The 21,413-nt window shown below is 46.7% G+C and carries 19 protein-coding genes; 8 read left to right on the top strand and 11 right to left on the bottom strand.

Features of this window, described 5'->3' with window-relative positions; all coding sequences use genetic code 11:
* Positions 1 to 21 precede the first annotated feature (21 nt).
* From OU814_RS04525 to OU814_RS04545, 5 genes are all read left to right on the top strand, one after another.
* Positions 22 to 1,536: a response regulator gene (locus OU814_RS04525; protein ID WP_017290302.1), complete on the top strand. Its 1,515-nt coding sequence runs from the start codon at positions 22 to 24 to the stop codon at positions 1,534 to 1,536.
* A complete protein-coding gene (locus OU814_RS04530) occupies positions 1,537 to 3,042 on the top strand; it encodes a sensor histidine kinase (protein ID WP_268180895.1) in 1,506 nt (501 codons plus the stop codon).
* Positions 3,043 to 3,052: 10 nt separating this feature from the next.
* Positions 3,053 to 3,436: a response regulator gene (locus OU814_RS04535; protein ID WP_268180897.1), complete on the top strand. Its 384-nt coding sequence runs from the start codon at positions 3,053 to 3,055 to the stop codon at positions 3,434 to 3,436.
* A 144-nt stretch (positions 3,437 to 3,580) separates the two neighbouring features.
* The gene (locus OU814_RS04540) at positions 3,581 to 4,450 is read left to right on the top strand and encodes a FecR family protein (RefSeq protein WP_017290299.1); all 870 of its coding nucleotides are present in this window, start codon (positions 3,581 to 3,583) and stop codon (positions 4,448 to 4,450) included.
* Positions 4,431 to 6,710, top strand: coding sequence for a CHASE2 domain-containing protein (locus OU814_RS04545; protein ID WP_268182092.1), 2,280 nt, complete (start codon positions 4,431 to 4,433; stop codon positions 6,708 to 6,710). Before OU814_RS04540 ends, OU814_RS04545 begins: the two co-directional genes overlap by 20 nt.
* A 17-nt stretch (positions 6,711 to 6,727) precedes the next feature.
* Here the strand turns inward: OU814_RS04545 and OU814_RS04550 are convergent, their stop codons facing one another.
* The 4 genes from OU814_RS04550 to OU814_RS04565 all read right to left on the bottom strand — a co-directional run bounded on the left by OU814_RS04550 (position 6,728) and on the right by OU814_RS04565 (position 9,908).
* Positions 6,728 to 7,192, bottom strand: coding sequence for a GNAT family N-acetyltransferase (locus tag OU814_RS04550; RefSeq protein ID WP_017290297.1), 465 nt, complete (start codon positions 7,190 to 7,192; stop codon positions 6,728 to 6,730).
* 402 nt (positions 7,193 to 7,594) lie between these two features.
* Complete coding sequence (locus OU814_RS04555) at positions 7,595 to 8,686, bottom strand: tRNA (guanine-N1)-methyltransferase (RefSeq protein WP_268180900.1); 1,092 nt, start codon at positions 8,684 to 8,686, stop codon at positions 7,595 to 7,597.
* Between the two features lies 1 nt (position 8,687).
* Positions 8,688 to 9,134, bottom strand: a complete 447-nt coding sequence (locus OU814_RS04560) for a ComEA family DNA-binding protein (protein WP_268180902.1) — start codon at positions 9,132 to 9,134, stop codon at positions 8,688 to 8,690.
* Between the two features lie 369 nt (positions 9,135 to 9,503).
* Positions 9,504 to 9,908, bottom strand: a complete 405-nt coding sequence (locus tag OU814_RS04565) for an SHOCT domain-containing protein (RefSeq protein WP_017290294.1) — start codon at positions 9,906 to 9,908, stop codon at positions 9,504 to 9,506.
* 155 nt (positions 9,909 to 10,063) lie between these two features.
* Between OU814_RS04565 and OU814_RS04570 the strand changes: the two genes are divergently transcribed.
* Together OU814_RS04570 and OU814_RS04575 are read left to right on the top strand one after the other, a co-directional pair.
* Positions 10,064 to 10,864: an Rpn family recombination-promoting nuclease/putative transposase gene (locus OU814_RS04570; protein ID WP_268180904.1), complete on the top strand. Its 801-nt coding sequence runs from the start codon at positions 10,064 to 10,066 to the stop codon at positions 10,862 to 10,864.
* Between the two features lie 9 nt (positions 10,865 to 10,873).
* Positions 10,874 to 11,044, top strand: coding sequence for a hypothetical protein (locus OU814_RS04575; protein WP_268180906.1), 171 nt, complete (start codon positions 10,874 to 10,876; stop codon positions 11,042 to 11,044).
* 37 nt (positions 11,045 to 11,081) lie between these two features.
* On the opposite strand, the gene OU814_RS04580 is transcribed toward OU814_RS04575, so the two are convergent.
* The 5 genes from OU814_RS04580 to nei all read right to left on the bottom strand — a co-directional run bounded on the left by OU814_RS04580 (position 11,082) and on the right by nei (position 18,277).
* Positions 11,082 to 14,312: a formylglycine-generating enzyme family protein gene (locus OU814_RS04580; RefSeq protein ID WP_268180908.1), complete on the bottom strand. Its 3,231-nt coding sequence runs from the start codon at positions 14,310 to 14,312 to the stop codon at positions 11,082 to 11,084.
* A 3-nt stretch (positions 14,313 to 14,315) separates the two neighbouring features.
* Positions 14,316 to 15,311 (bottom strand): AAA family ATPase, encoded by a 996-nt coding sequence (locus tag OU814_RS04585; RefSeq protein ID WP_268180909.1) that lies wholly within the window; start codon positions 15,309 to 15,311, stop codon positions 14,316 to 14,318.
* A gap of 2 nt (positions 15,312 to 15,313) precedes the next feature.
* Positions 15,314 to 16,645, bottom strand: coding sequence for a VMAP-C domain-containing protein (locus OU814_RS04590; protein ID WP_268180911.1), 1,332 nt, complete (start codon positions 16,643 to 16,645; stop codon positions 15,314 to 15,316).
* Between the two features lies 1 nt (position 16,646).
* A complete protein-coding gene (locus OU814_RS04595) occupies positions 16,647 to 17,345 on the bottom strand; it encodes a TIR domain-containing protein (protein ID WP_268180912.1) in 699 nt (232 codons plus the stop codon).
* 113 nt (positions 17,346 to 17,458) lie between these two features.
* Positions 17,459 to 18,277: an endonuclease VIII gene (gene nei, locus OU814_RS04600; RefSeq protein ID WP_268180914.1), complete on the bottom strand. Its 819-nt coding sequence runs from the start codon at positions 18,275 to 18,277 to the stop codon at positions 17,459 to 17,461.
* 25 nt (positions 18,278 to 18,302) lie between these two features.
* Here nei and OU814_RS04605 point away from each other — a divergent pair, with 25 nt between their 5' ends.
* A complete protein-coding gene (locus tag OU814_RS04605) occupies positions 18,303 to 19,130 on the top strand; it encodes a PHP domain-containing protein (RefSeq protein WP_268180916.1) in 828 nt (275 codons plus the stop codon).
* A gap of 124 nt (positions 19,131 to 19,254) precedes the next feature.
* Here the strand turns inward: OU814_RS04605 and OU814_RS04610 are convergent, their stop codons facing one another.
* Positions 19,255 to 20,127, bottom strand: a complete 873-nt coding sequence (locus tag OU814_RS04610) for a 50S ribosomal protein L11 methyltransferase (protein ID WP_268180918.1) — start codon at positions 20,125 to 20,127, stop codon at positions 19,255 to 19,257.
* A gap of 95 nt (positions 20,128 to 20,222) precedes the next feature.
* A complete protein-coding gene (locus OU814_RS04615; RefSeq protein WP_326498277.1) occupies positions 20,223 to 21,389 on the bottom strand; it encodes a PQQ-dependent sugar dehydrogenase in 1,167 nt (388 codons plus the stop codon).
* Between the last annotated feature and the right edge of the window lie 24 nt (positions 21,390 to 21,413).

Here is a 21,413-nt window from a genome sequence, read left to right on the forward strand (position 1 = left end):
ACCGATAATCTCTATAAATCAATGAGAATTTTATTAGTAGAAGATGATACCCAAGTATCTACTGTGTTGGCAGCAACATTAGTTCGTCAGAGTCACGTTGTCGATATTGCTACAGATGGACAGGAAGGATGGGAAATGCTGCAATTTTTTCCCTATGACCTCGTACTCCTAGACATCATGCTCCCCAAACTAGATGGCATCAGCTTTTGCCGAAAATTAAGAACGCATCAACCCGATATCTTGATTATGCTGCTGACAGCTCGCAGCAATCAAGCCGATCGCGTTTTAGGACTCGATGCGGGCGCAGATGATTATATGATTAAGCCTTTTGATCCAGAAGAATTGGTGGCGCGGGTGCGGGCACTTCAGCGTCGAGGCATCAGTTCGTCTCCCGTTTTAGAATGGGGCAGATTGCGATTAGAACCTGCCCATCGCAAATTCACCTTTGCAGGTCAACCCATCAATTTAAGACCCAAAGAATATGCCTTGCTAGAGCTATTTCTCCGCAATCCTCAGCGCATTTTCAGTCGGCGTGAAATCCTCGATCGACTATGGGCACTTGATGATGATCTGCCCGATGAATCAACGATCAAAGCCCATATCAAAGGCATTCGCCGAGCGTTGCGCCCAGTCGGTGCAGAGCATTTGATTCAAACGCTATACGGGCAAGGCTACGGGCTAAGTGCGAATGAAGCCATCAACGATGCACCTCAAATTCCGCCCAATCCGCAAGCGGAACGAACACAAATGCTCGTCGCTGAAATTTGGCAACAGGTCAAAGGCTTGAGTTTTGAGCGTTTGACCGTTTTACAACAAGCTGCAACGGCTCTAAGGACAGGCGAATGCTCCGAAACGCTACGCTCGAACGCCACGCAGAGTGCCCATCAGTTGACAGGTGCTTTAGGCATGTTTGGGTTCTCAGAAGGTTCACAGATTGCTCAACAACTCGAAATTCTGTTTGAGTCTGATCGGTTGCATGAGCCTCAAGTAATTCAGCGAATTGCAGACTTGGTTCATGACTTACAGCAGTATTTAAGAATAAAAGATCAAGCCTCCTCTTCTGAGGCAAGTTCCCAGAATGCAGCTAGTCCTCTCTCTGCCTCTGATTCGACTCCGGTTCCCATTCAAGCGAAAGTTTTAGCGATCGATGATGATGAAATGCTGCTGAACCTGCTGCAAGAAGTGCTGCGCCCCTTAGGAGTCGAGATCATTCCGCTGCCATCTCCATCGAAGCTGTGGCAAACCTTAGATGAGATACAGCCGAATCTCGTGTTACTCGATGTGCAAATGCCCGAAATGAACGGATTAGAGTTGTGCAAGGCGATTCGTGCTAGTGAGCAATGGTGCTGGCTCCCCATTATTTTTCTCACCGTCTGCGAAGATTTTCAGACTCAGAGTACAAGTTTTGAAATCGGTGCAGATGACTATTTGATGAAACCTGTGGTTCCGTCTATCCTGGCGACCCGAATCTTCAATCGCCTTGCTCGCCTGCAAACGATCCAACAACATGCAGTCTCGGAACTCGCCCAACTGTAAATGGAAAATTCGCTCAGATTGCTACTGGTTGAGGACTCGCAGGAGGATGCGCTTTTACTGCTGTACCCCCTACGCAAAGCAGGGTATCAGTTAGAGGTTGAGCGCGTTCTCTCCTTAGAAGCTGTACGCTCAGCGCTGAGTTCCAAAACTTGGGACATGATCATCTCTGACTATGTGCTCCCTGGTTTCACGGCTCACCAAGTTCTAGAACTCGTTCAATCTTTCGACTTAGATCTGCCGTTCATCGTGGTGTCGGGAAGCATGGGAGAAGAAACAGCAGTTGCAGTCATGCGGGCGGGCGCACATGACTATCTCCTCAAAGAATCGCTGAGTCGGTTAGTTCCCGCGATCGAGCGAGAACTGCGCGAAGCGGAAGTTCGACGACAGAAACGACAGGCAGAAGCAGCCCTCCGTCAGGCTTACGAAGGATTAGAAAGCCTAGTCCAGCAACGCACTGCTGAACTGCAAATTGCAAATGAATCGTTGCAACAGTTAGCTGCGATCGTCGAATCTTCCAATGATGCAATTATGAGCACCACGTTAGATGGAATCATTCTGAGTTGGAATAAGGGTGCAGAAAAAACCTATGGCTATTGTCGAGAAGAAGCACAAGGACACTCGATTACAACATTAGTCTGTCGGCACAATCCCGTATACATTGACGAACAGAAAGACCAGCAGACCCAAAAGACTGTTCACTACCGCAAAGATGGAACCGCGATCGATGTCTTCCTAACGATCTCACCTGTCAAATCCTCGGCAGGAATTGTCACTGGGCAATCGTGGATTGTTCGAGATATTAGTGAACTGCAAGCTGTCGAAAAAATGAAAGATGAGTTTGTGTCTGTCGTCAGCCATGAACTGCGCACTCCCTTAACGTCAATTCGCGCCTCGCTCGGTTTGATGCTGATGGGCAGACTGGGCGAATTACCTGAAGCGTGTCAGCCTTTTCTGCAAGTTGCCGTGAATAACACCGATCGCTTAGTTCGATTGATCAATGACATTCTCGATCTTGAGCGCCTGAATGCGGCTGAAGTCAACATTTCCCCTCAGCTTTGTAACCTGAACGATCTGATGATGCAATCGCTGCAATTAATGCAGGGGAGTGCGAATGCTGCCAATGTTCAACTGAAAGCAAACACACTGTCCATTACGGTGTTTGTTGACCACGATCGCATGATTCAAACCTTAACGAATCTTTTGAGCAATGCGATTAAGTTTTCTGCGTCGCAGAGCGTGGTGGAACTGAGTGCAGAATTGCATCCTGGAGAAGTTTGGATTGCCGTGAAAGACCAAGGGCGGGGAATTCCGAGTGATAAGATCGAGCGAATTTTTGGGCGATTTCAGCAAGTGGATGCTTCGGATTCAAGACAGCAAGGTGGCACAGGGTTAGGACTTGCGATTTGTAAAAGCATTGTTAATCAGCATGGTGGAAGAATTTGGGTTGAGAGTATATTAGGGGCGGGTAGCACGTTCTTTTTTACGCTCCCGATCGATCCGATTTAATTCTATGACTATGGCTACACATCGCGTTTTGCTGATTGACGATGAAATGGATATTCGCATGGTTGTCAAAGCCACATTAGAACTGGTCGGCGGTATGCAAGTGAGCGTCGCAACTTCTGGCGCAGAAGGAATCAAGACCGCAGAATTTGAACAGCCCGATGCGATTTTGCTCGATATGATGCTGCCGGATATGGATGGGTTGACGACGTTAAAAAAGCTGCAAGAAAATCCCAAAACTTCTCAGATTCCGGTTATTTTTTTAACAGCTAAAACTCAGGTTTTAGATCTGCAATCTTCCATCAATTCTGGTGCGATCGCAGTGATTAAAAAGCCCTTTGATCCAGCAATGCTTTCTGATCAAGTCGCTGATGCTTTAGGCTGGTCACTTCGCTAAATTCATAATTCACCAGTTTTTCACCTTAATTATCCTATGCTTTCTGATAGATAAAATCAGCGTTTCATTTGTAAATCTTGTAGAAGTATAGCGTTCGTACTTTTGGCACAATTTACGATGAAATCACTAGCTTGACACGACCCTATGAAGAATTTTCAGGATTTAACTTTTGCTCAGAAATCAGCAAAAATCAGCGTTTTATTGCTGTGTGGAATTGGGGTGCTGACTGGGATAAAAGTTGTTCAAGCAAGAGATGTGACCGTCAGAGTGAATCGATGGTTGAGTCTGCAACAATTAAAAGGACAAGTCACATATTGGCAGAATACAGGCTCGCGTCCTGCTCGATCGGGCGATCGCTTGCAAGTTGTTGGAGATGGAGCCAGTACTGGGAAAAAATCAAGTGCAGTCCTGCAGATTGATTTAGGCATTGGGCAAGTCAATCTTTCCGAAAACACTAGAGTCAATGTGCGTCAGCTAGAGGCTACCTCCAATGGTGGGCGAGTCACCCGCTTAAATGTGACGACAGGACGAGTACAAGTGCAAGTTCGTCCATTTACTAACCCTGAGTCGCAGCTTGAAATTGAAACGCCAGCAGGAGTTGCAGGGGTGCGTGGGACTGAATTTGGGGTAAATGTCCAGCAGAACGGCAAAATGAGTATTGCAACTGGCGCAGGGAGTGTAGAATCGAGCGCTCAAGGTAAAAGTGTGTTCGTGAATGCTGGATTTCAAAATTTTACGATTCCAGGCGAGCCTCCGTCTGATCCGGTTCCGCTCCGCAACGATACGACTTTGAAGTATGAATTTGTCAAATCGTTTAAGAATGGGGTGAGACGACTGCGATTAGACGGGCAAGTCGATGCAGTTAATACCGTTCTCGTCAACGACATTGAGCAGAACACAGACCGCAATGGTAAATTTAGGGTCGAACTGGATGCAATATCGTTTCCGCAGGTGCGCGTAACGGTGTTGACTCCGCTTGGACTTCGACGTGACTATGCGCTGGCTTTTCAATAACTTACGACGATTGCGATCAGGCTTAATCTCAATCGTGCTCATTTTGACGTTGTCATGGCTCGGAGTTTTACAACCGCTTGAGAATCTCGCGTATCAGGTGCTTTTTCTGGTTCGCGGTGAGCAGTCTTGGGATTCGAGAATTGTGATTGTGGAGATTGACGATCGCAGTTTGGCGGAATTAGGACGGTTTCCTTGGAAGCGCGATCGCTTTGCTCAACTCTTAAACGTGCTAGCAAGAGCAGAAGAGAATATCGTTGCGTTTGACATCATTTGGTCAGAGCCGAGTGCAGAAGATTTAAAACTCGCAGATGCGATCGCACAGCATCAAGCCGTAGTGCTCGCAACAGCTCAAGATAATCTTGGCGTACCGTTGCTCCCAGTGGATTCATTGCGGTCTCAGGCTAGCGCAATGGGGCATATTCGCAAGCAGATTGATGCCGATGGGATTTCTCGCAGCATTCCGGCTTCGCCTCCGGATCGCCCATCTTTTGCAATTGCAACTTTGGAACGGTATTTCATGATGGGTAAGGATGTAACGCTGCCTCCGCCAAATCAACCGCTCTGGTTGAACTGGTCAAGAGCAAGTCAGCATATTCCGAGCTATTCTTTTGTCGATGTGATGCGCGATCGAGTGCCGATCCAAGCGTTTGAGAACAAGATTATTTTAGTGGGAATGACGGCAACAGGTTATGACGAATTGATTACCCCGTTTAATCGTGCGCCTCCAACAAGTGGGGTCTATCTCCATGCAACGGCGATCAATAATGTACTCCAGCATAAGGTGCTGCAACCTGTGCCCAAGAGTTGGAGCTTTGGGGTGCTCGTGTTCTTCGGATTGGGGTTGAGTCGATGGCTCGATCGCTGGCAAACGATGACACAAGTTTGGATCGGGTTGGGTTTAGTAATTTTTTGGTTTGGTTACTGTGTCCTTGCTTTGAAGTTCGGTTCAGTTTGGTTCAGTGTTGCCACTCCGATTTTATTTGTTCTAGCAGTTGTCAGTATTACGATTCTCCAAGAGCGACTCAGCTTAAATGCGATGCTACAGCGCCAAGTTCAAGAACTCTGGAATCGTTACTATAGCGATATTGTGCTTCGCCAAGTTGATGAATCTTTGCTCGTCTCTCCTCAACTTTCTCAGCAACCTGTTTCAATGAGGCGTGTGCAGCAACTTGCAACACTTGCAGAACAATTTGGGCGATCGCATGCCGCTCAAGCTGCGATCGCTCGAAATTTATCGATCGGGTTACTTGCCGCAGATTTAGATGGCTTTATCTGGTTCTGCAATCCGGCGGCGGCAACTTGGCTGAATGTCAAAGTTGGAATGCTACTTCAATCACAATTAGTTCCCAACTGGATCACTCCGCACCAATGGCAGGAAAAATTGCAGCAGTTAACTCCGTTTGAAGTAGAGCGATCGCAGCGCTGGTTTGAGCTGAAATTCGAGCCATTGTTTTATCAGCCTCAAGATCAATCTCCAAGCGGACTGTTGCTGATTCTAGAAGAGATTACAGACCGCAAGCAAACAGCGATCGCGCTTCAGGACTATGCAGATACTCAAACTCAATTGAATCAACGCTTAACTGAAATCAATCAAGAATTAGAAGCATTTAGTTTTGCAGTCTCTCATGACCTACGTGCGCCCTTGAGACGGATTAAAAGTTTTAGTGACATGCTACTTGAGGATCATGTTACGCAACTTGAGGGTGAGGCCAAAAGCTATTTGAACTATATTCAAGCGTCTGTGCAGCGGATGGGAGATTTGATCGAAGATTTACTTAAGCTCTCTCGCATTATTCGATTGGATATGCAGGTCGCACAAGTCGATATGAGCCAGATTGCTAGTGCGATCGTACAAGACCTAAAACAGACTCAGCCTAATCGCCAAGTAGAGGTTACGATTCAGGCAGATTTAACAGCCTATGGAGATGCAAGACTACTCAGAGTTGCTCTAGAGAATTTACTAGGCAATGCCTGGAAATACACGAGCCGCCGAGCGATCGCAGAAATTGAATTTGGAGTCATGCCGAAAGCTCCGGTTTTTTTCGTCAGAGACAATGGGGCTGGATTTGACATGGCTCAATCAGGGCGCTTGTTTAATGCGTTTCAAAGATTGCATGCGTATGAGGACTTTCCGGGTAATGGCATTGGATTAATGACGGTTCGACGGATTATCCAACGCCATCAAGGACAAATTTGGGTAGATTCAGAGGTCGATCGAGGGACAACTTTCTATTTCACGACTTTGCCGCCCAATTCCTAGTCCTCATACATGTTTAATCACGCGATCGTTTTCACCATCAATTGATACCCGCGATCGTCATAGCCTACTTTTTGATAAACCTGTTTCGCGCGATCGTTGTCACGATGTACGAGAAGCGAGATCACATCAATTCCCATCTGCTGGCACGACTCCTCGACAAATCTCAGCGTCTTCGTGCCAATTCCTTGCCCTCGACAGTCGGCACGGAGATACAACTCATCTAGAACTGCACTGATCCCACGAAATTCGATACTGTAGCTAAACGTAACGGCTGCATAACCAATCACGTTTTTACGATCGTAAATGAGCCAAATTTTTCCGAGGGTTGGATTGAGCAAAAATTGCTGAAGTGAAACGCGATCGAGTACGGGATCAAACGGCAATTTTTCTAACTTGTGAAACTCTTCAACCAGTTGCAATAAAACATCAATATCTTTCGACGTAGCGACACGATAAGCTACGTTTACATCAATAGACAGCATACAAATTTTGTCCTTCTCAAATGCTACGAATCTTGAAACGTGAAATATTCGATCGCACAACCGAGTGTTGGACGCAAAATGATTTGCATCAAACCCTAATAAATTAGAAAAAAGGTAAAAATCTTCCACCTTCGACCTATACCTTAAAACAGGTCGAAGAATAGGGATCAAAATGGCTTAAATTCCAATTTCAATTAACTAATTGTGCTTCCTGACAATGCCCGCTATATGTCTGGAATTCCTTTTAGATAATACATAAAATCACCGTGTTTATTGCCTTTGGGCGCGGAAGCAATCTCAAACTAACTGATTGCTTCTCTAGCTTTAGAGCGCGAGGACTTGTCAAAAGATCTCAACTCTTGCAATTCCATACTCCCAGGGTAATCCGTTCCTAAATTTAAGTCAACTAGAAAATGTTCGAGCTATCCGAACACAAGTTTTTAAATCAGCATCGGTTTTAATTGCTTCACGATCGACATGCGTTAAACTCGCTCGATATCCCAGTTCTTTCAGCGTTTGAATCAAATAATTTGACTTTGGAATATCTAATTTTCCGCGTCTTCCAATCTCCCCTAGGGTATAAAAATAGGGCGGCATTTCTGCTTCAGCTTGCATCAGTTCTAATAAGCGAACTTGCGAGATCCAACCCCATTCTTTTGCAAGTTTAATCATTTGTGTAATCTGCAAAACATCATGTAGTTTTCCAAGCCACATGGCTCCACTGACGACTAGCCATCGCTGGTCATGAGGACAGTGCGATCGCCCTAAACTTCGCCATCCAACGGTTTGATAGGTTCCGCATTCATGACAAAATCCTAAAAATCCATAGTTCTTTTCATTCAATTGAATCGACGACACTAACCGCACCATGACGCGATAGGTTTGCCCTGTAAAGTAGGAAAATACAGGCTCAATCCCCATTCCTCGCGAGGCTGCTTGCTGTTGAACATTGCCGAGAATTAGCCTCAATCCTTGTTCATGAATGGCAGGATGACTTCGAGCTACTGCGCCATAATCTGAAAGGCAATTGTCTGCGGCACGACCTGTCACCGTTCGCCCATCGGTGCTGGTTAAGTAAATCATTCCCCCGATCGCGCAAGCACTGAGGCAAGCATGAACATAGGGAACTGGAGAGCCAAAGCCATCCACATCGACTAAATCATAGTAATCCTGCTGGTTATAGCAATCAAAAAAGACTCGAATTGCATCACGATCGCTAATTCGATACTGCGTCGATTTCAATTGTGCTAAGTTCTGGTGCAGAATGCCTTGAATGTCAGAATTACTATCATTTGCCCATACAAAATCAGCTTGGCTTTCGAGGGCATATCTGAGCGATCGCACTCCGCAGCCTGCCATCGCATCCAACACTCGTAAATGTCCGCGATCGCGTCGATAGATTGCCGCCGCTAAAATTGCCAAATCTCTGACCATTTCAGCTTTCGGATTATAAAAAGCGGAACCGACTTCAAATGTTGCCTTGCCTTCGAGCATTTTAGAACCGTAAATAATGCATCAGATTGGCAATCATCTCACTCGGAAGGGACAATCGTTGCTGAAGATCAACGAGATTTTTGTATTCGCCTCGAATTTGTCGATTTCTGACGATCGCTCTGGCTAATACGGATCGAATTTCTGGAATTTGAGTTAAGTCATTCACCGTTGCTGTGTTCAAATTCACGCGCTGAATCTGATGTAAACTTTCTGGATCGTAATAACAGAATTTCATAATCGGTTCTAACGGCTTCAAGCGCTGAACCGATAAGCCTAAAGCGGCTGCAACATCTTCAATACAAAGAAATTGCACACCGAATTCGCTCATTTGCGTGAGCGTTTTGGCTTGATGAATCGACAAACCCGGAAACCTCAGCCAATCATCGACTGCTGCTTGATTCACATCAATTTGTATCCCTAAATCTGCCGCGATTTTAATCTCAGCCATCGACTGGAAGCGGTAGTAAGGATCGTTTTGAATCTTAGACTTGAGCAGAGAAGAAGAAAGCCAGCTTAGCATTTTTGTCTCACATCAGAAGGGATTCGCTGCGGTAGGGTCATGGGGAAACCCTAAGAGGATGTTTGAAAAGTATCGTTCATTGTATTCACCCGCCCCCGGACTGAAAGTCCAGGGCTAGTTGAACGAAGTCCACTGAAGGGACTAACAGCCAATCAAGGTCAGGTCTTCAGTCCTTTTCAAAGGACTTCGCACGGTTAGCCCGGAATTCTATTCCAGGGCGAGATAGAACGGGGCGAGGAAATAATTGATACTTTTCACACACCCTAAACGCTGTTCCCCTTGCTTAGGAGAACCAGATTATTTGATTCGATCGAGCAATTTCCGCCGTTTCTGTTCAAATTCATACTCTGAAATTAAACCATCTTGTCGAAGCTGATCAAGCTCTCGCAAACTATCGGAAACTGCAACGACCGCATTTGGCTTTGTTCCCCCGATCGTCCCCGTCTCTGGGAGCGGCTGATCATTAAAGTTCGCATCAAACTCATCTGGATTTTGAATCAGATAAAACGCTGCATCAAACAGCCCTGCAATCCAAGCTGCTTTACTCCCAGTCAATGCCAGTGCAACATAGATCAAACACCACCAGCGCTGCCCCAAATACAGCTTATGCAATCCAACCAGATGGAAGCCGCCCACAATGGGAACGGCTCCTGCTAATGCCAGGATTGCGGCAACTCTTCGACTTTTGGGACTGCTCAACATAGTCAAATGGGTCAAACTGCGCGAGAATTGCTCCACTATAACCAATCTGCGATCGCTTGTTGAACAAATCTTGATTCAATGGATCATCAGCTTTTACATCGATTAAACTATGGAAGCAGGATTAATTGTGGCTGCATTGCATTTGAGATAGACCTTTGAAAACGGATTCAATTTTTTATCGAATTTTTCAGCTTGCTCCGAGTGCTTTCTTTGAGTTGATTGGCGATGGTGATCCTCGAACTAGCACTTATGGGTTTGGTTCTCAAGAAGTGAAGCAAGCGAGCTTTACTATTGATGGTATCTTTATGCCGCCGCTGCGAATGCGCCAAGCTCCGATCTATTTTGTGGAAGCTCAGGCTTACAGGGAAGAAGAAAACTTCTACTATCGCTTTTTTGGCGAGATTCATCTGTATCTGAAAGACTACAAACCGTTCCATAGCTGGCGAGCAGTGGTGATCTTTACTGAAAAGCGCTTTGACCCTGGAATTCCAGAACACTATTCAGAGTACGAAGATAATCCAAGAGTGCAGCGAATCTATTTGAACAAGTTGCCGCCAGAAGTGGGAGAACGATCGATAGGTTTAGGATTACTGCAACTGATCGCAACGAAACCAAAACAGGCTCCAGCAAAAGGACGGGCATTAATCGATAGAACTCGGCAAGAGCTTACGGATGTGACAGCACAGCGAAATCTCATAGAATTAATCGAGACGATCTTTGTTTATAAATTTCCACAACTAAATTTCCAGGAGATAGGCGAAATGTTAGGACTTGGTGATCTAAAACAGACTCGTGCATATCAGGAAGCAGAGCAGGAAGGACGCAGAACAGAACGGCAAGAAATGTTACAAATTACAGTGCCATTGCTCCTAGAGAAAGGAATGACAGTTGAAGAAATTGCCCAGTATTACAAATTGCCGATCGAAACAATTCAAATGTTTACTCCTCAAAATTAGGAGCGCGAAATGTGGGGACGAGATGACCTTAGAAAAACTCGCGTTTATCAAGAAGGACAGGAAGAAATCCTTGAGAAGACAGTACCGCTTCTCTTAGAAAAAGGGATGACGATCGAAGACATTGCCCAACATTTCAAATTGCCGATCGAAACTCTCCAAAAATTTGCTTCTCAGAAGTAAAGGCGCAAAATAGGGTAAAAGGGTAAGAGAATAAAGCTTAAGAAGTTCTGGGGCGGGAAAGAGCCAGACGAACCCCCCCCCCGTCGCCGGAGCCGTCGCGCCTAACCCTGTCGCGAATTGCAGCACGGCAGTACCTCGGAAAGTGGTACCAGGAGCCGCCGCGTAGAATGCGAGAAAAGTTTTCATTGTCCATTTCCCAAACCCGACCATCAGTAGGTGCATCCGCATAGCTGTCATGCCACGGATCAGCACACCATTCCCAAACATTTCCGTGCATGTCATACAGTCCAAACGCATTCGGTGGAAAACTACCTACTTCGAGCGTTTTGTTTCGATAAATCCCCTTTGGAGCATTTGCATAAATGTAATTGCCGTTATAGTTCGCGAGATCAGGTGTAATCGTCTCTCCAAAGTGAAACGGTATCGTTGTTCTAGCCCGACAAGCATATTCCCATTCAGCCTCGCTTGGTAATCGGTAAAACTGTCCTGTTTTCCGATTTAGTCGATCGCAAAACTCGATCGCATCGTCCCAAGAAACACACTCAACAGGTCGGTTCTTTCCCTTAAATTTCGATGGATCTAGTTTGAGATCTCGATTAATTTTGGGCAATTTTGCGATCGCTTTCCACTGCGCCTGAGTTACTGCAAACTTGCCCATGAAGAAAGGCTCGATCGTGACTTGATGCCTAGGTTTCTCATTATCTCTCGCTTCTAGTTCCCCATCTGCTGCCCCCATCCAAAAGGTTCCGCCGGGAATCTCAACCATATCGAGAAATACACCTTTTGCAAGTTCTTCTCGATAGTAACTGGCTTGACCCGGACGACGATCGATTACTTCTCCTCGCTCGTTGACTGTAATCACCTCAAAGCTAAACGTCGGCAGTGAAGGCTCAGAAACCAATGCTGTCCGAATTTGAGCTAAGAAAGTTTCCCGATTTCCGACTGTCACGCGATGCTGCTGATGCAATTCTGCAATTTGCGCTAAGGTCATCTCTAATCCAATGCAAAAGATTTGAGAGTCAGAAATCTCAAGCCTTTGCCCACTTTGAGAAATTCTTTGAAGCGCACGATCGATATCTCGATCTGTGAAACATTCAATTAAAAGCGGCTCATCCTCTACTAAAAAGAACAGATCTAGCTCAAAGCGATCGCGGTTAGGCAAAGTAACAGTTACATGACTCAGAGAGCTAAACTCCAAATCTCGCTCTCGAAGCAGATTCGCAACTTTCTGATAGATGTATCTCTCAAACCATACTCCCATAAAAAACTCAGCGAGATCAGGCTGATCTGCCATCGTTCCTCGAATCGTTTTAGTTGCTCGATCGTAGTGAAACTCAACCAGCAACTCTGCATTCAAAAGGTTATGTCCAAACCCAACACAGCGAGAAATCATCTCCTCCGAAATCTCGCCCAAAGCATAGTGAAAATCTCTTCGCTTCCGCAAAAAAGCCCGTCTCATCTGCACAAGAACAGGAGCTAGCACATCGTAATGATCGCCCAGATCCAACGCAAATCGATCGAACACCTCCATTTCATTCGATCGGAATGATTGAACTTCAAATTGGCGCTCTCGAAACCAAGCGATCGCTGCATTCTCTTCCTCGATCGCTGCTTCATCAAACTCTTGCAACAGCGGAATTTCCGAAACTTGACTCGATCCTGCTAGCTCTTCTGCCCAAGCCGCATACTCTTCCCCCCACTGTGCCAACACCTGCCGTCCCACCCGCGCAAACGGAAAAATCTCACTCGCAGCCGACTCTCCCCAAGGCAAATCCGGAATCAAAAACGCCTCAAAATAACTCAAACCCTCCCCAAACCTGCGCGAAATATCCGCATTCACCCGCTCTTGCACCTCAGACGGCAACTGCTTAAACACCGCCTCCGTCACCTCTTCCCCAACCGCCTGAGCCTCAGAAATCGGAATCGTTTTCAGCAAGACCTCCCGCACTCCTTCGACAAAATCGTAGTGAGCATCGATCGGATGCAGCAATCCACTTAAGAAAATCTCTGCTAAATACAATGCATTCTCTGTCTCATCGGCAGGCAAATTCTTCTGAATCAGCCGAATCACAGACCAATTCACAGGCAAAACCGCCATCATATCTGCCAGTTCTTGAGCCTTTGCAGACGCAGTAGACCGAAATCGCTGAACTAACTGTTTTGCTGTCAAAGGAGCCGCTTGAGCCAGAGACTGCATTGGAAAAGCTTGTAAATTCAAAACAACTCCGATCGTTTGCTGCTCATCCATTGCAGAGAGCGCTTTTGCCCACTGCCGAAAAGATTCAGGCTGCATCGTCACCACAGGCAAACTCAACCCCTCTGGCAATCGCTGTCGCTGTCGTGCTGAAAGTCCTTCAATGCTCCAATCTCGACTGAGCGCGCCCGGTAATCTCGACTTCAAACCGACCGGATAGCCTGCCGACAATGCACTTCGCTCCCAATACGACTCCGGTAAAAGCTGCACGATCGTCACTGGATTTTCCTGCGACCATAATTCCAGCAGTTCAGGGATCTTTCCTGAACGCCAAGCCCTCGAAGTACAATCGCTCAGCAATAAAATCAACCTTCGTCCAGCCGAATCCAGTAGCTCTCTCGGACTCCGCGCCCGACTGCGTAACCCGGCTGAGGTTTGTAAAAATAGCTGCGGCTCTCCATCTTCATTCGGCTTCAGTTGCCAAGTTCGCACAGTCCGAAATGCCCCATGCCGCTCCATTAACTGCTGAAATTCAGCGATCGTATCCCGCCAAACCTCCAAAAGATTTGTCACCTCAATCACGATCGCTAACTCTAACCATCGCTCCGGATCTGGCTGCACAACTGGACTCCAAGTTTGCGTCTCGGCAATTTGAATCGCAGTTGCTTCTTCATCGATCGACCGACGTTGTTTCGATGCCACTTTCCGCATCAACGGACGAATCGATCGAGCAATTGCTTGGCGATTTCGTAATGCAACTGACTCTGGAATCTTCACAGGTAAAGCAGATTCTTGCGATCGCGGTTCTGATTCCTCGGCTTCCTCTTCCGCAGGTTTTGGCGGTTCTGTCACGACAGCAGCCGATTCAGAATTCGATCGAATTGGATCTGAATCGGGTTCGACTTCTCGATTCTCTTCTATTGGAGCCTGTAATGCTGGAGTTTCCGATTCATCTAGTTCAATCTCTCCTTGCTGTAATGCCAACCACAAAATCTCAGCCAATTCGATAGGACTCAGTTCAAGTCCTGCACGATCGCTTAAGAGCGCTTTGAGATGTGCGATCGGATAGTCCAAACCTTAAACCTCCTCTGGACTACTCAAATCTTTTAACAATCTCTGCTCCAAATCGCTGAGCTTAAATTCCTTTGTCGCTTTAGTTCGTTCCTGAGTTCTCAGATGAATCGCATTGAGCAGTTGATCGGTGGCTAAAATTGCGCCTGTATCAATCTGCTCACAGAACCATTCGATCAAAGCTTTCGACTGCTGTGCGGCTTGTTCTCCCAAATGCTTTTCTACGATCGCTTCAAGCTCTTTCGGACTCGGATTTGGCATTCTCAACCGCAAACATCGACGCAAAAAAGGCGGCGGAAAATCTCGCTCCCCATTGCTTGTCATAATCACCAAAGGAAAAGCTCGACAACGCACCACCCCATCTCGAATCATCACTTTGCGCTGCTTGCCATTTTCTCGATCGAGCGTTCGCACTGGAGTCTCCGACATCTCTAATCGTTGTAATTCTGGAATCGGAAACTCCCCATCTTCAAACAAATTCAGCAAATCATTCGGCAAATCAATATCGCTTTTATCAATTTCATCGATCAACAACACTCTCGGTCGATCAGCCGCCAGAAAAGCCGTTCCCAAAGCACCCAAAGTAATGTAATTCCCCGTTTCTTGTCGATTGTCTTGCCCACTCGCTTGAGCATCTTGAAGCCGAGCGATCGCATCATAACTATACAGCCCATCTTTGAGCGTCGTCCGAGTCGTAATCGCCCATTTCAGAACCGTTCCTAAGCCTAACTCTCGCGCCACCGCATAGGCTAAAGAAGATTTCCCAGTCCCCGGATTTCCAGTAATCAAAAGCGGTCGCCGCAAGGCCAACGCCGCATTCACCATCTCGATCGCAACATCAGGCGGTTGAAACGTTTCGCCTTTTTTCTGTTGCTGCTCGATCGCACCTTCTGCATCATCTCTAAACTGTCGCCAACTGGGAGGCGCAGGAAGCTGGATCGAGGCTTGAGGCTGACCATTTCCCTGGTAGATGTTCCAACTGGGGCGTTTAGAGCTTGGCATAACTAGGCACTGTGATAATCAATAGTAGGAAAGGGGCGAAATGGATTGTCGAGCAGCAGGCAAAGAGAAGCAGCTTCTAGCCTATCAGTCTCGCAGTCGTGGGATAAAGCTTTTTGACGATGTTCTGCAAGAGAATCTGATAATTGAGCGATCGAGCATTTTGCTACGGTTTGTAGGGCTTTTTTCGCTTTCTCAGGATCCTGTTGACAATGACGCATCCAAAGCGCAACAGGCAAGCCCTGACCCAATAGCGCATCCCAGAATTCTACTTGTTTCTGCACTTCATGATGCTCGACAAACTTGCAGCCAAGCACTTTCGCTTTCTTCCAATTGATTGTCATTTTACGAGCGATCGGATCAAGTGGTACAAGCGTTTCAGAACAGCGCGATTCTCGAAATTCTAGTAGTCGCTTCCAGTATTTGTGCCAATCTCCTGAAGCTAGCTCATAATCACGGCGTTCACAGGAACGAACGATCACCGCTTTACAGCGTATTCCATTCGATTGTTTTTGAATGCGACCAATCTGGATCTGCCAATGTTCTAACGGTAAGCTCATTAGCTCGATCGGTAAAAACCATTGAATGACTAAATCGCTCAAAGCAATTTTGTACTCAGTTCCACAAGTTGCAATTAGCTCATTCAAAATTTTTGGCAAATCCTCTTGAGCATAGCCTAGAGCCAGCTTTGGACTCGGTGCTAGAGAAATTTTGAGCGAATTTTCCGACGGTCTAATCTCAGGATTCCAAGGATCGGGATCTTGAGCGATCGCGGCTTCAACGATGTACGAGTCATTGACATGACGAGGCTTAACTCTAATCATCAGGCAAACCTCAGTCATCTGAGTGAGTTCGTTGGGTAAAGTCATGCCCTGCTTTGTTGCCCAAGTTTTGAGAGCATCCTTCTGTTCAATCGGCTCTTGCATCAAAAGCCTGACAAATTGCAACAGCTTTTCACCCGGAAACTCTGTGAGTTGTTGCACCAAACCCTCAACCGTATCAGGAATCGATCGAGAACGACCCTCTGCTAAACAGTTTCGATAGATCTTCGTCAAAATTTCAAACTGAACCAGACTGAGAAGATTGACCAGGGTTTGGAGCACTTCATCTTTTGCCTGAACTTCTTGCAGTTCTGCTTCAAGTCGATCGCATTTTTCAGCGAGTTTATCCATTCGCGCTCTACAATCTTCTTGTTGACGCTCAAGCCGAAGCCGCTCTGCTGCATTCGTTTCATAGCCAAGTTGCTGAGTGATTGCATCATCTTCAGCAATGAGATTATCAAGTTGTTGCCTATCTGCCTTGAGTTGCTTTTGTTTTAGCTGCAAGCGTCGATTCACCCTAGCCCCCTAGCACATCCAATTTTTCTGCAACTTTCTCCATCTCTTGAGCGAGTGCATCTAACTGCCGCTCTCGTCGAGTTCGCTCCACTGCATCAATGGTATTGCTCAATTGCTGGTTTAAAGCTTCATAGTCTGCGGTCAAATTCTCAAGCTGAGTTTGGAGTCCTTTGGCTTTGATTTGCTGCACTCGACTCGCAGCAGTTGGGAAAGATGCTGCACTAGCAGGCTCAAGTTTAGCTGTGCTATCTGGGGAGGCTGTGCTATCTGGAAAAATTGGCTGCGTCTCTGGTTTTGCCCGCTGAACCAATGCACCGAGTAAAGCCTGCTTCGCCTCTGTTTCTGAAAGTCCAACCAGATCCACATACACGATCGCTCGCAGAATCCCCTCTGGCTGACATTCTTTCACCCGCACTGGGAGTAGTTTACGATCGAGAGATTGCGGATCTTGGACGAATGCGGCTGCCCATTCTGGCTGAGTAAAAGAAGACTTGAGATAAGACTCCGACAAAACCGCGATCGTCTTTTTTGATTCTGCGGCTGCCCTCTGCATATCTAAAACAAAATTACCGCCCGGTCGAAAATCCCATGCCTGAATCAATACTGAATATCCAGCCTCTTCCAATATCCAGGCAATCCATTCCGCCCATTGCTTATCAGCGCGGTTGTAGCTGATAAAGAAATCTTTTGTTTCGCTCATCAATTCCAGAAAATTTCAGGGGCAACCCTAGCGTAGCGATTCGTTGTATCAAATGCCAAGATCTAATCAGAGAAATACAGAGAGTCTTAAGCCTTGAAGGCTGTGATGTATGATTACTTCGCTTGGCAATGTGGACAGTAATACAGTCGCCGTCCGCCCAGAATTTCTTTGACGATCGAGGTTCCGCAGACAAAGCAAGGTTGATTGTCTCGATTAAAAACATAGTGCCGATAGTAGCCGCGCTTGTAGCCTTGTGCTTTGAGTCGCATTGCTATTTCTAAATCATTCGTGATTCCTTTCGTCTGATAAGATTGCTGAGTCACGGATAAAACTGCTTGCGAAAGGGCTGCAATTTGATCGTCTGAGCAGTCTACCGGGCGTAAGGTCGGGAACACCCTTGCAACAAATAAAATTTCACTGCGAAGATAGTTACCCAATCCGCCTAAAAAATGCTGATCTAACAATAAAATCGGCAACTGTCGTCGATAAAATCGCTTGTCTCGAAACCGTTGTGCAATCTGTTCTACGGTGACTGCCTCATCGAGTACATCTAATTCAATTCGGCTGAGAAAGGGATGGGTAGCCAGATCTGAATGTTGGAGTACTTCGATATCAGAAGCACTGTAAAGCAATGCCGATTTTTTGGCATGAATCGCTAATCTAAGCTGTCGATTTGTCTGTGGATAGGAATGCAACTTGCGGACATACCAACGTCCATAAAGCTGATTATGACTGTAGATGTAAAGCTGATTGCTAAAACTCATCACCATACCTTTGCCACGAGTCCGCACTGCCGTCACACAATGTCCGATAAATTCTGCTTCATAAGGCTTCAGATGCTCAAACGCAAAGAACATTTCTGTCACCCGTTGATTGACGAGTGCGGCGGCGAGTTGATCGGCAGCTTGGCGAATTTCGGGACCTTCAGGCATAAGTAAAATGCGTTAACTTAGAAGCATGTTAGAACTACATTGCCACACAACTTTCTCTGACGGAATGCTCACGCCGACTGAGCTAGTCGAAGCAGCTTTGGTATCAGGTGTCCGGGCGCTTGCAATTACCGATCATGATACCGTTTCAGGCTGGGATGAAGCTATCGCGGCGGCTCCTCCTGAGTTGGAGATTGTGCCTGGCTTGGAATTGAGTACTGTTTATCGCGATCGCTCAATGCACATTTTGGGATTTTATCCGGATCGCGATCGCTTAGTTCCCCCGCTGAACGAACGTCTTGCAGGCCGAAAACGTCGCGCTCAAGCAATGATCGATAAATTGGCAGCGCTGGGCTATCCGATCGAACTGCCCGAAATGGGTGAAGGCATGGCTCCAGGTCGCCCGCATATTGCGGCTGCAATGGTCAAAGCGGGGTATGTAGAATCAACACGCGATGCATTTGATGAATTTCTCGGCGATGCTCAACCTGCATTTGTGCAGTATGAAAAATTTAGTGCGGTCGATGGCATTAAGCTTTTACGCGACTGTGGGGCGGTTCCGGTTTGGGCGCATCCGTTTCTGTATCGAGGCAGACCTGTGAAGGATATTTTGCCGGAATTAGTCGAAGCAGGTTTGATGGGCGTGGAAGTCTTTCATCCGAGTCATACGTTGTGGCAGGCAGAACGGTTAAAAGAGATGTGCGCCAAGTATGGCTTGTTAATGACGGGCGGCAGTGATTTTCACGGAATGCCTGCGGACGTGAAAGCGGATGAGTTTCGATCGCTGAATAGCCTGCATGTTTCTTTAGATCTCTTAGAGCCTGTAAAGCAAGCGGCAGAACTATTGAGGCGTTGATTAGGGAAAATTTTCGGCAATTTTCCGGATTGAGAGGGGTTGTTGGGTATAGGGGAATGGTAGATGCACCCTGATGATTCACCCCTGGCGATTTGGTCGGGGGTTTTTTGTATCCAATGTCAATTCAGATTTGATAAGCCAGTGCGATCCAATCCCCTTCTTGAAGCCGATCGCATAACTCAAATCCTAATGCTCCCAAGGTTTCGGTCAATTCCTCTTCATATTCGATCGTAAATCCTGCCAAAATTAATCGGCCTGGCGATCGCACTGCCTTTTTCAAATCCTCACTCAACCGAATCAAAATTCGCGCAAACACATTTGCCACAATCAGATCGAAATTTTCATTGGGTTCGATCTCCGACACTTCCCCGGTTTCGCCTCCCATCCAATGTCCAAGCTCACTTCCTTTTCCCAAACTTGCCAATTGAACTGTGACTAGATCTTGAACTGTATTTTGCTCAACTGCTTTTTGAGTTGCCTCAACTGCGATCGCATCATTGTCGATCGCTAAAACTTTCGCACCTAACTTTGCGATTGCTACACTCAAAATTCCAGACCCACAGCCTAAATCCAAGACTTCTAATCCAGGTGTGATATGCCGTTCAATCAATCGCAGACTGAGAATCGTTGCGGGATGAAATCCACTGCCAAATGCCAGACTTTCTTGAATGTTGAGCGCGATATCATCCGTTTGATTGGCAGAACCGATAACGAAACGATTCCCGATTCGATAAGATTCAGCAGTCGATTCTATTTTTTGTTCGACGATCGCGGTTTCTAATTCTGTTGTCATTCCGGTTCGATACAACGAAGAAAGAGCCTGTTCGATCTGATTTAATTTCGTACGATCGCTTAAATAAAACCGAACATGAAACGCCCAAGGAGATTCACCTTTCTCGATTTGAAGCTCTCCTGTGTAATTTACAGTTGCGAGAAGCGATCGAATCCAATCGATCGCCTCTTCAGTCGCATCTAAGCTCAGTTCGATCAAACTCATAAATACACAGTCCAGCTTCAGCACGCACGATTTCTCATTCTAAAGGTACATTGACACACCACGACCACTGTACACGCTTGCTGCGCTTTACTAACTTAGCCACCTGTCGGCTCTAATCGAATCAACTGACCATTCGATGCATCCGTGAGAATGTACAACAATCCATCTGGACTTTGCCGGACATCTCGCACCCGCTGCCCAATCTTGATCGATTGCTGACTTCGGACATTTCCAGCTTGATCTAACTCAATTCGACGCACATCTTGAGATACTAGACCGCCTGCGAATAGATTTCCTTGCCAGCCAGGAAAGCGATCGCCCGTATAAAATGTAAGCCCAGAAGGAGCCTTGGCTGGAGTCCAAACCGTTTTTGGATCAACCATGCCAGGTCGCGATCGTTCCTGTGAAATCTCACCACCAAAGTACTCTTGGCTATGTGTAACCACAGGCCAGCCATAGTTCTGACCCGCTGCAATAAGATTCAATTCATCACCGCCCCGCGACCCGTGTTCAGTTGACCAAACTCTTTTCGCGCCAGGATCAAAGGCAAGCCCTTGAATGTTGCGATGTCCATAGCTCCAAATCGCTGAATCTGCCTTCGCATTTGCTGCAAACGGGTTATCCGACGGAATGGAACCATCGTCATTCAAGCGCACAATTTTGCCAAGACGACTCTGTAAGTTCTGAGCTTGCTCGCGAATTAGCTCACTTCCTAGCTGAACGGGAGGATTTCCACCATCTCCGATTGCAACGAGCATCGTGTTATCCGGCAACCAAAGAATTCGCGATCCAAAATGCTGTCCACCCGATTTGGCTTGAGCGACTTCAAAAATGACTCGCACATCGCGCAATGCTTTGCCGTCAAAGGTCGCTCTCGCAAGACGGCTACGATTTGAGTCGCGTGTACCGTGCGCATAGGTGAGGTAGATCCATCGATTTTCGCTAAATCGAGGATGAACAGAAACATCCAGCAATCCGCCTTGCCCTGTTGCCAAGACTTCGGGCACACCTGCGATCGCAGTCGGATCTAGCTTGCCATCGCGAACAATTCGTAGCCGACCGGGTCTTTCAGTAATGAGCATGGTGCCATCAGGAAGCCAAGCCATACTCCAAGGGTTTTCTAATCCTTCTAAGACCTTTGTCTGCCGAAATCCCTGAGTTGTTCCATTGGTTGGGGTTGTTTGAGCAGCAGGTGCAGGCGCAGCAGTATTCGCAGATGGAGAAGAACATGCCGCAATGCCGATGGCAAATGCGTGCATCATTGCTATGCCAACCCTACCGATCTG

It is taken from the genome of Leptolyngbya sp. GGD (assembly GCF_026735145.1).
GTDB lineage: Bacteria > Cyanobacteriota > Cyanobacteriia > Leptolyngbyales > Leptolyngbyaceae > Leptolyngbya > Leptolyngbya boryana.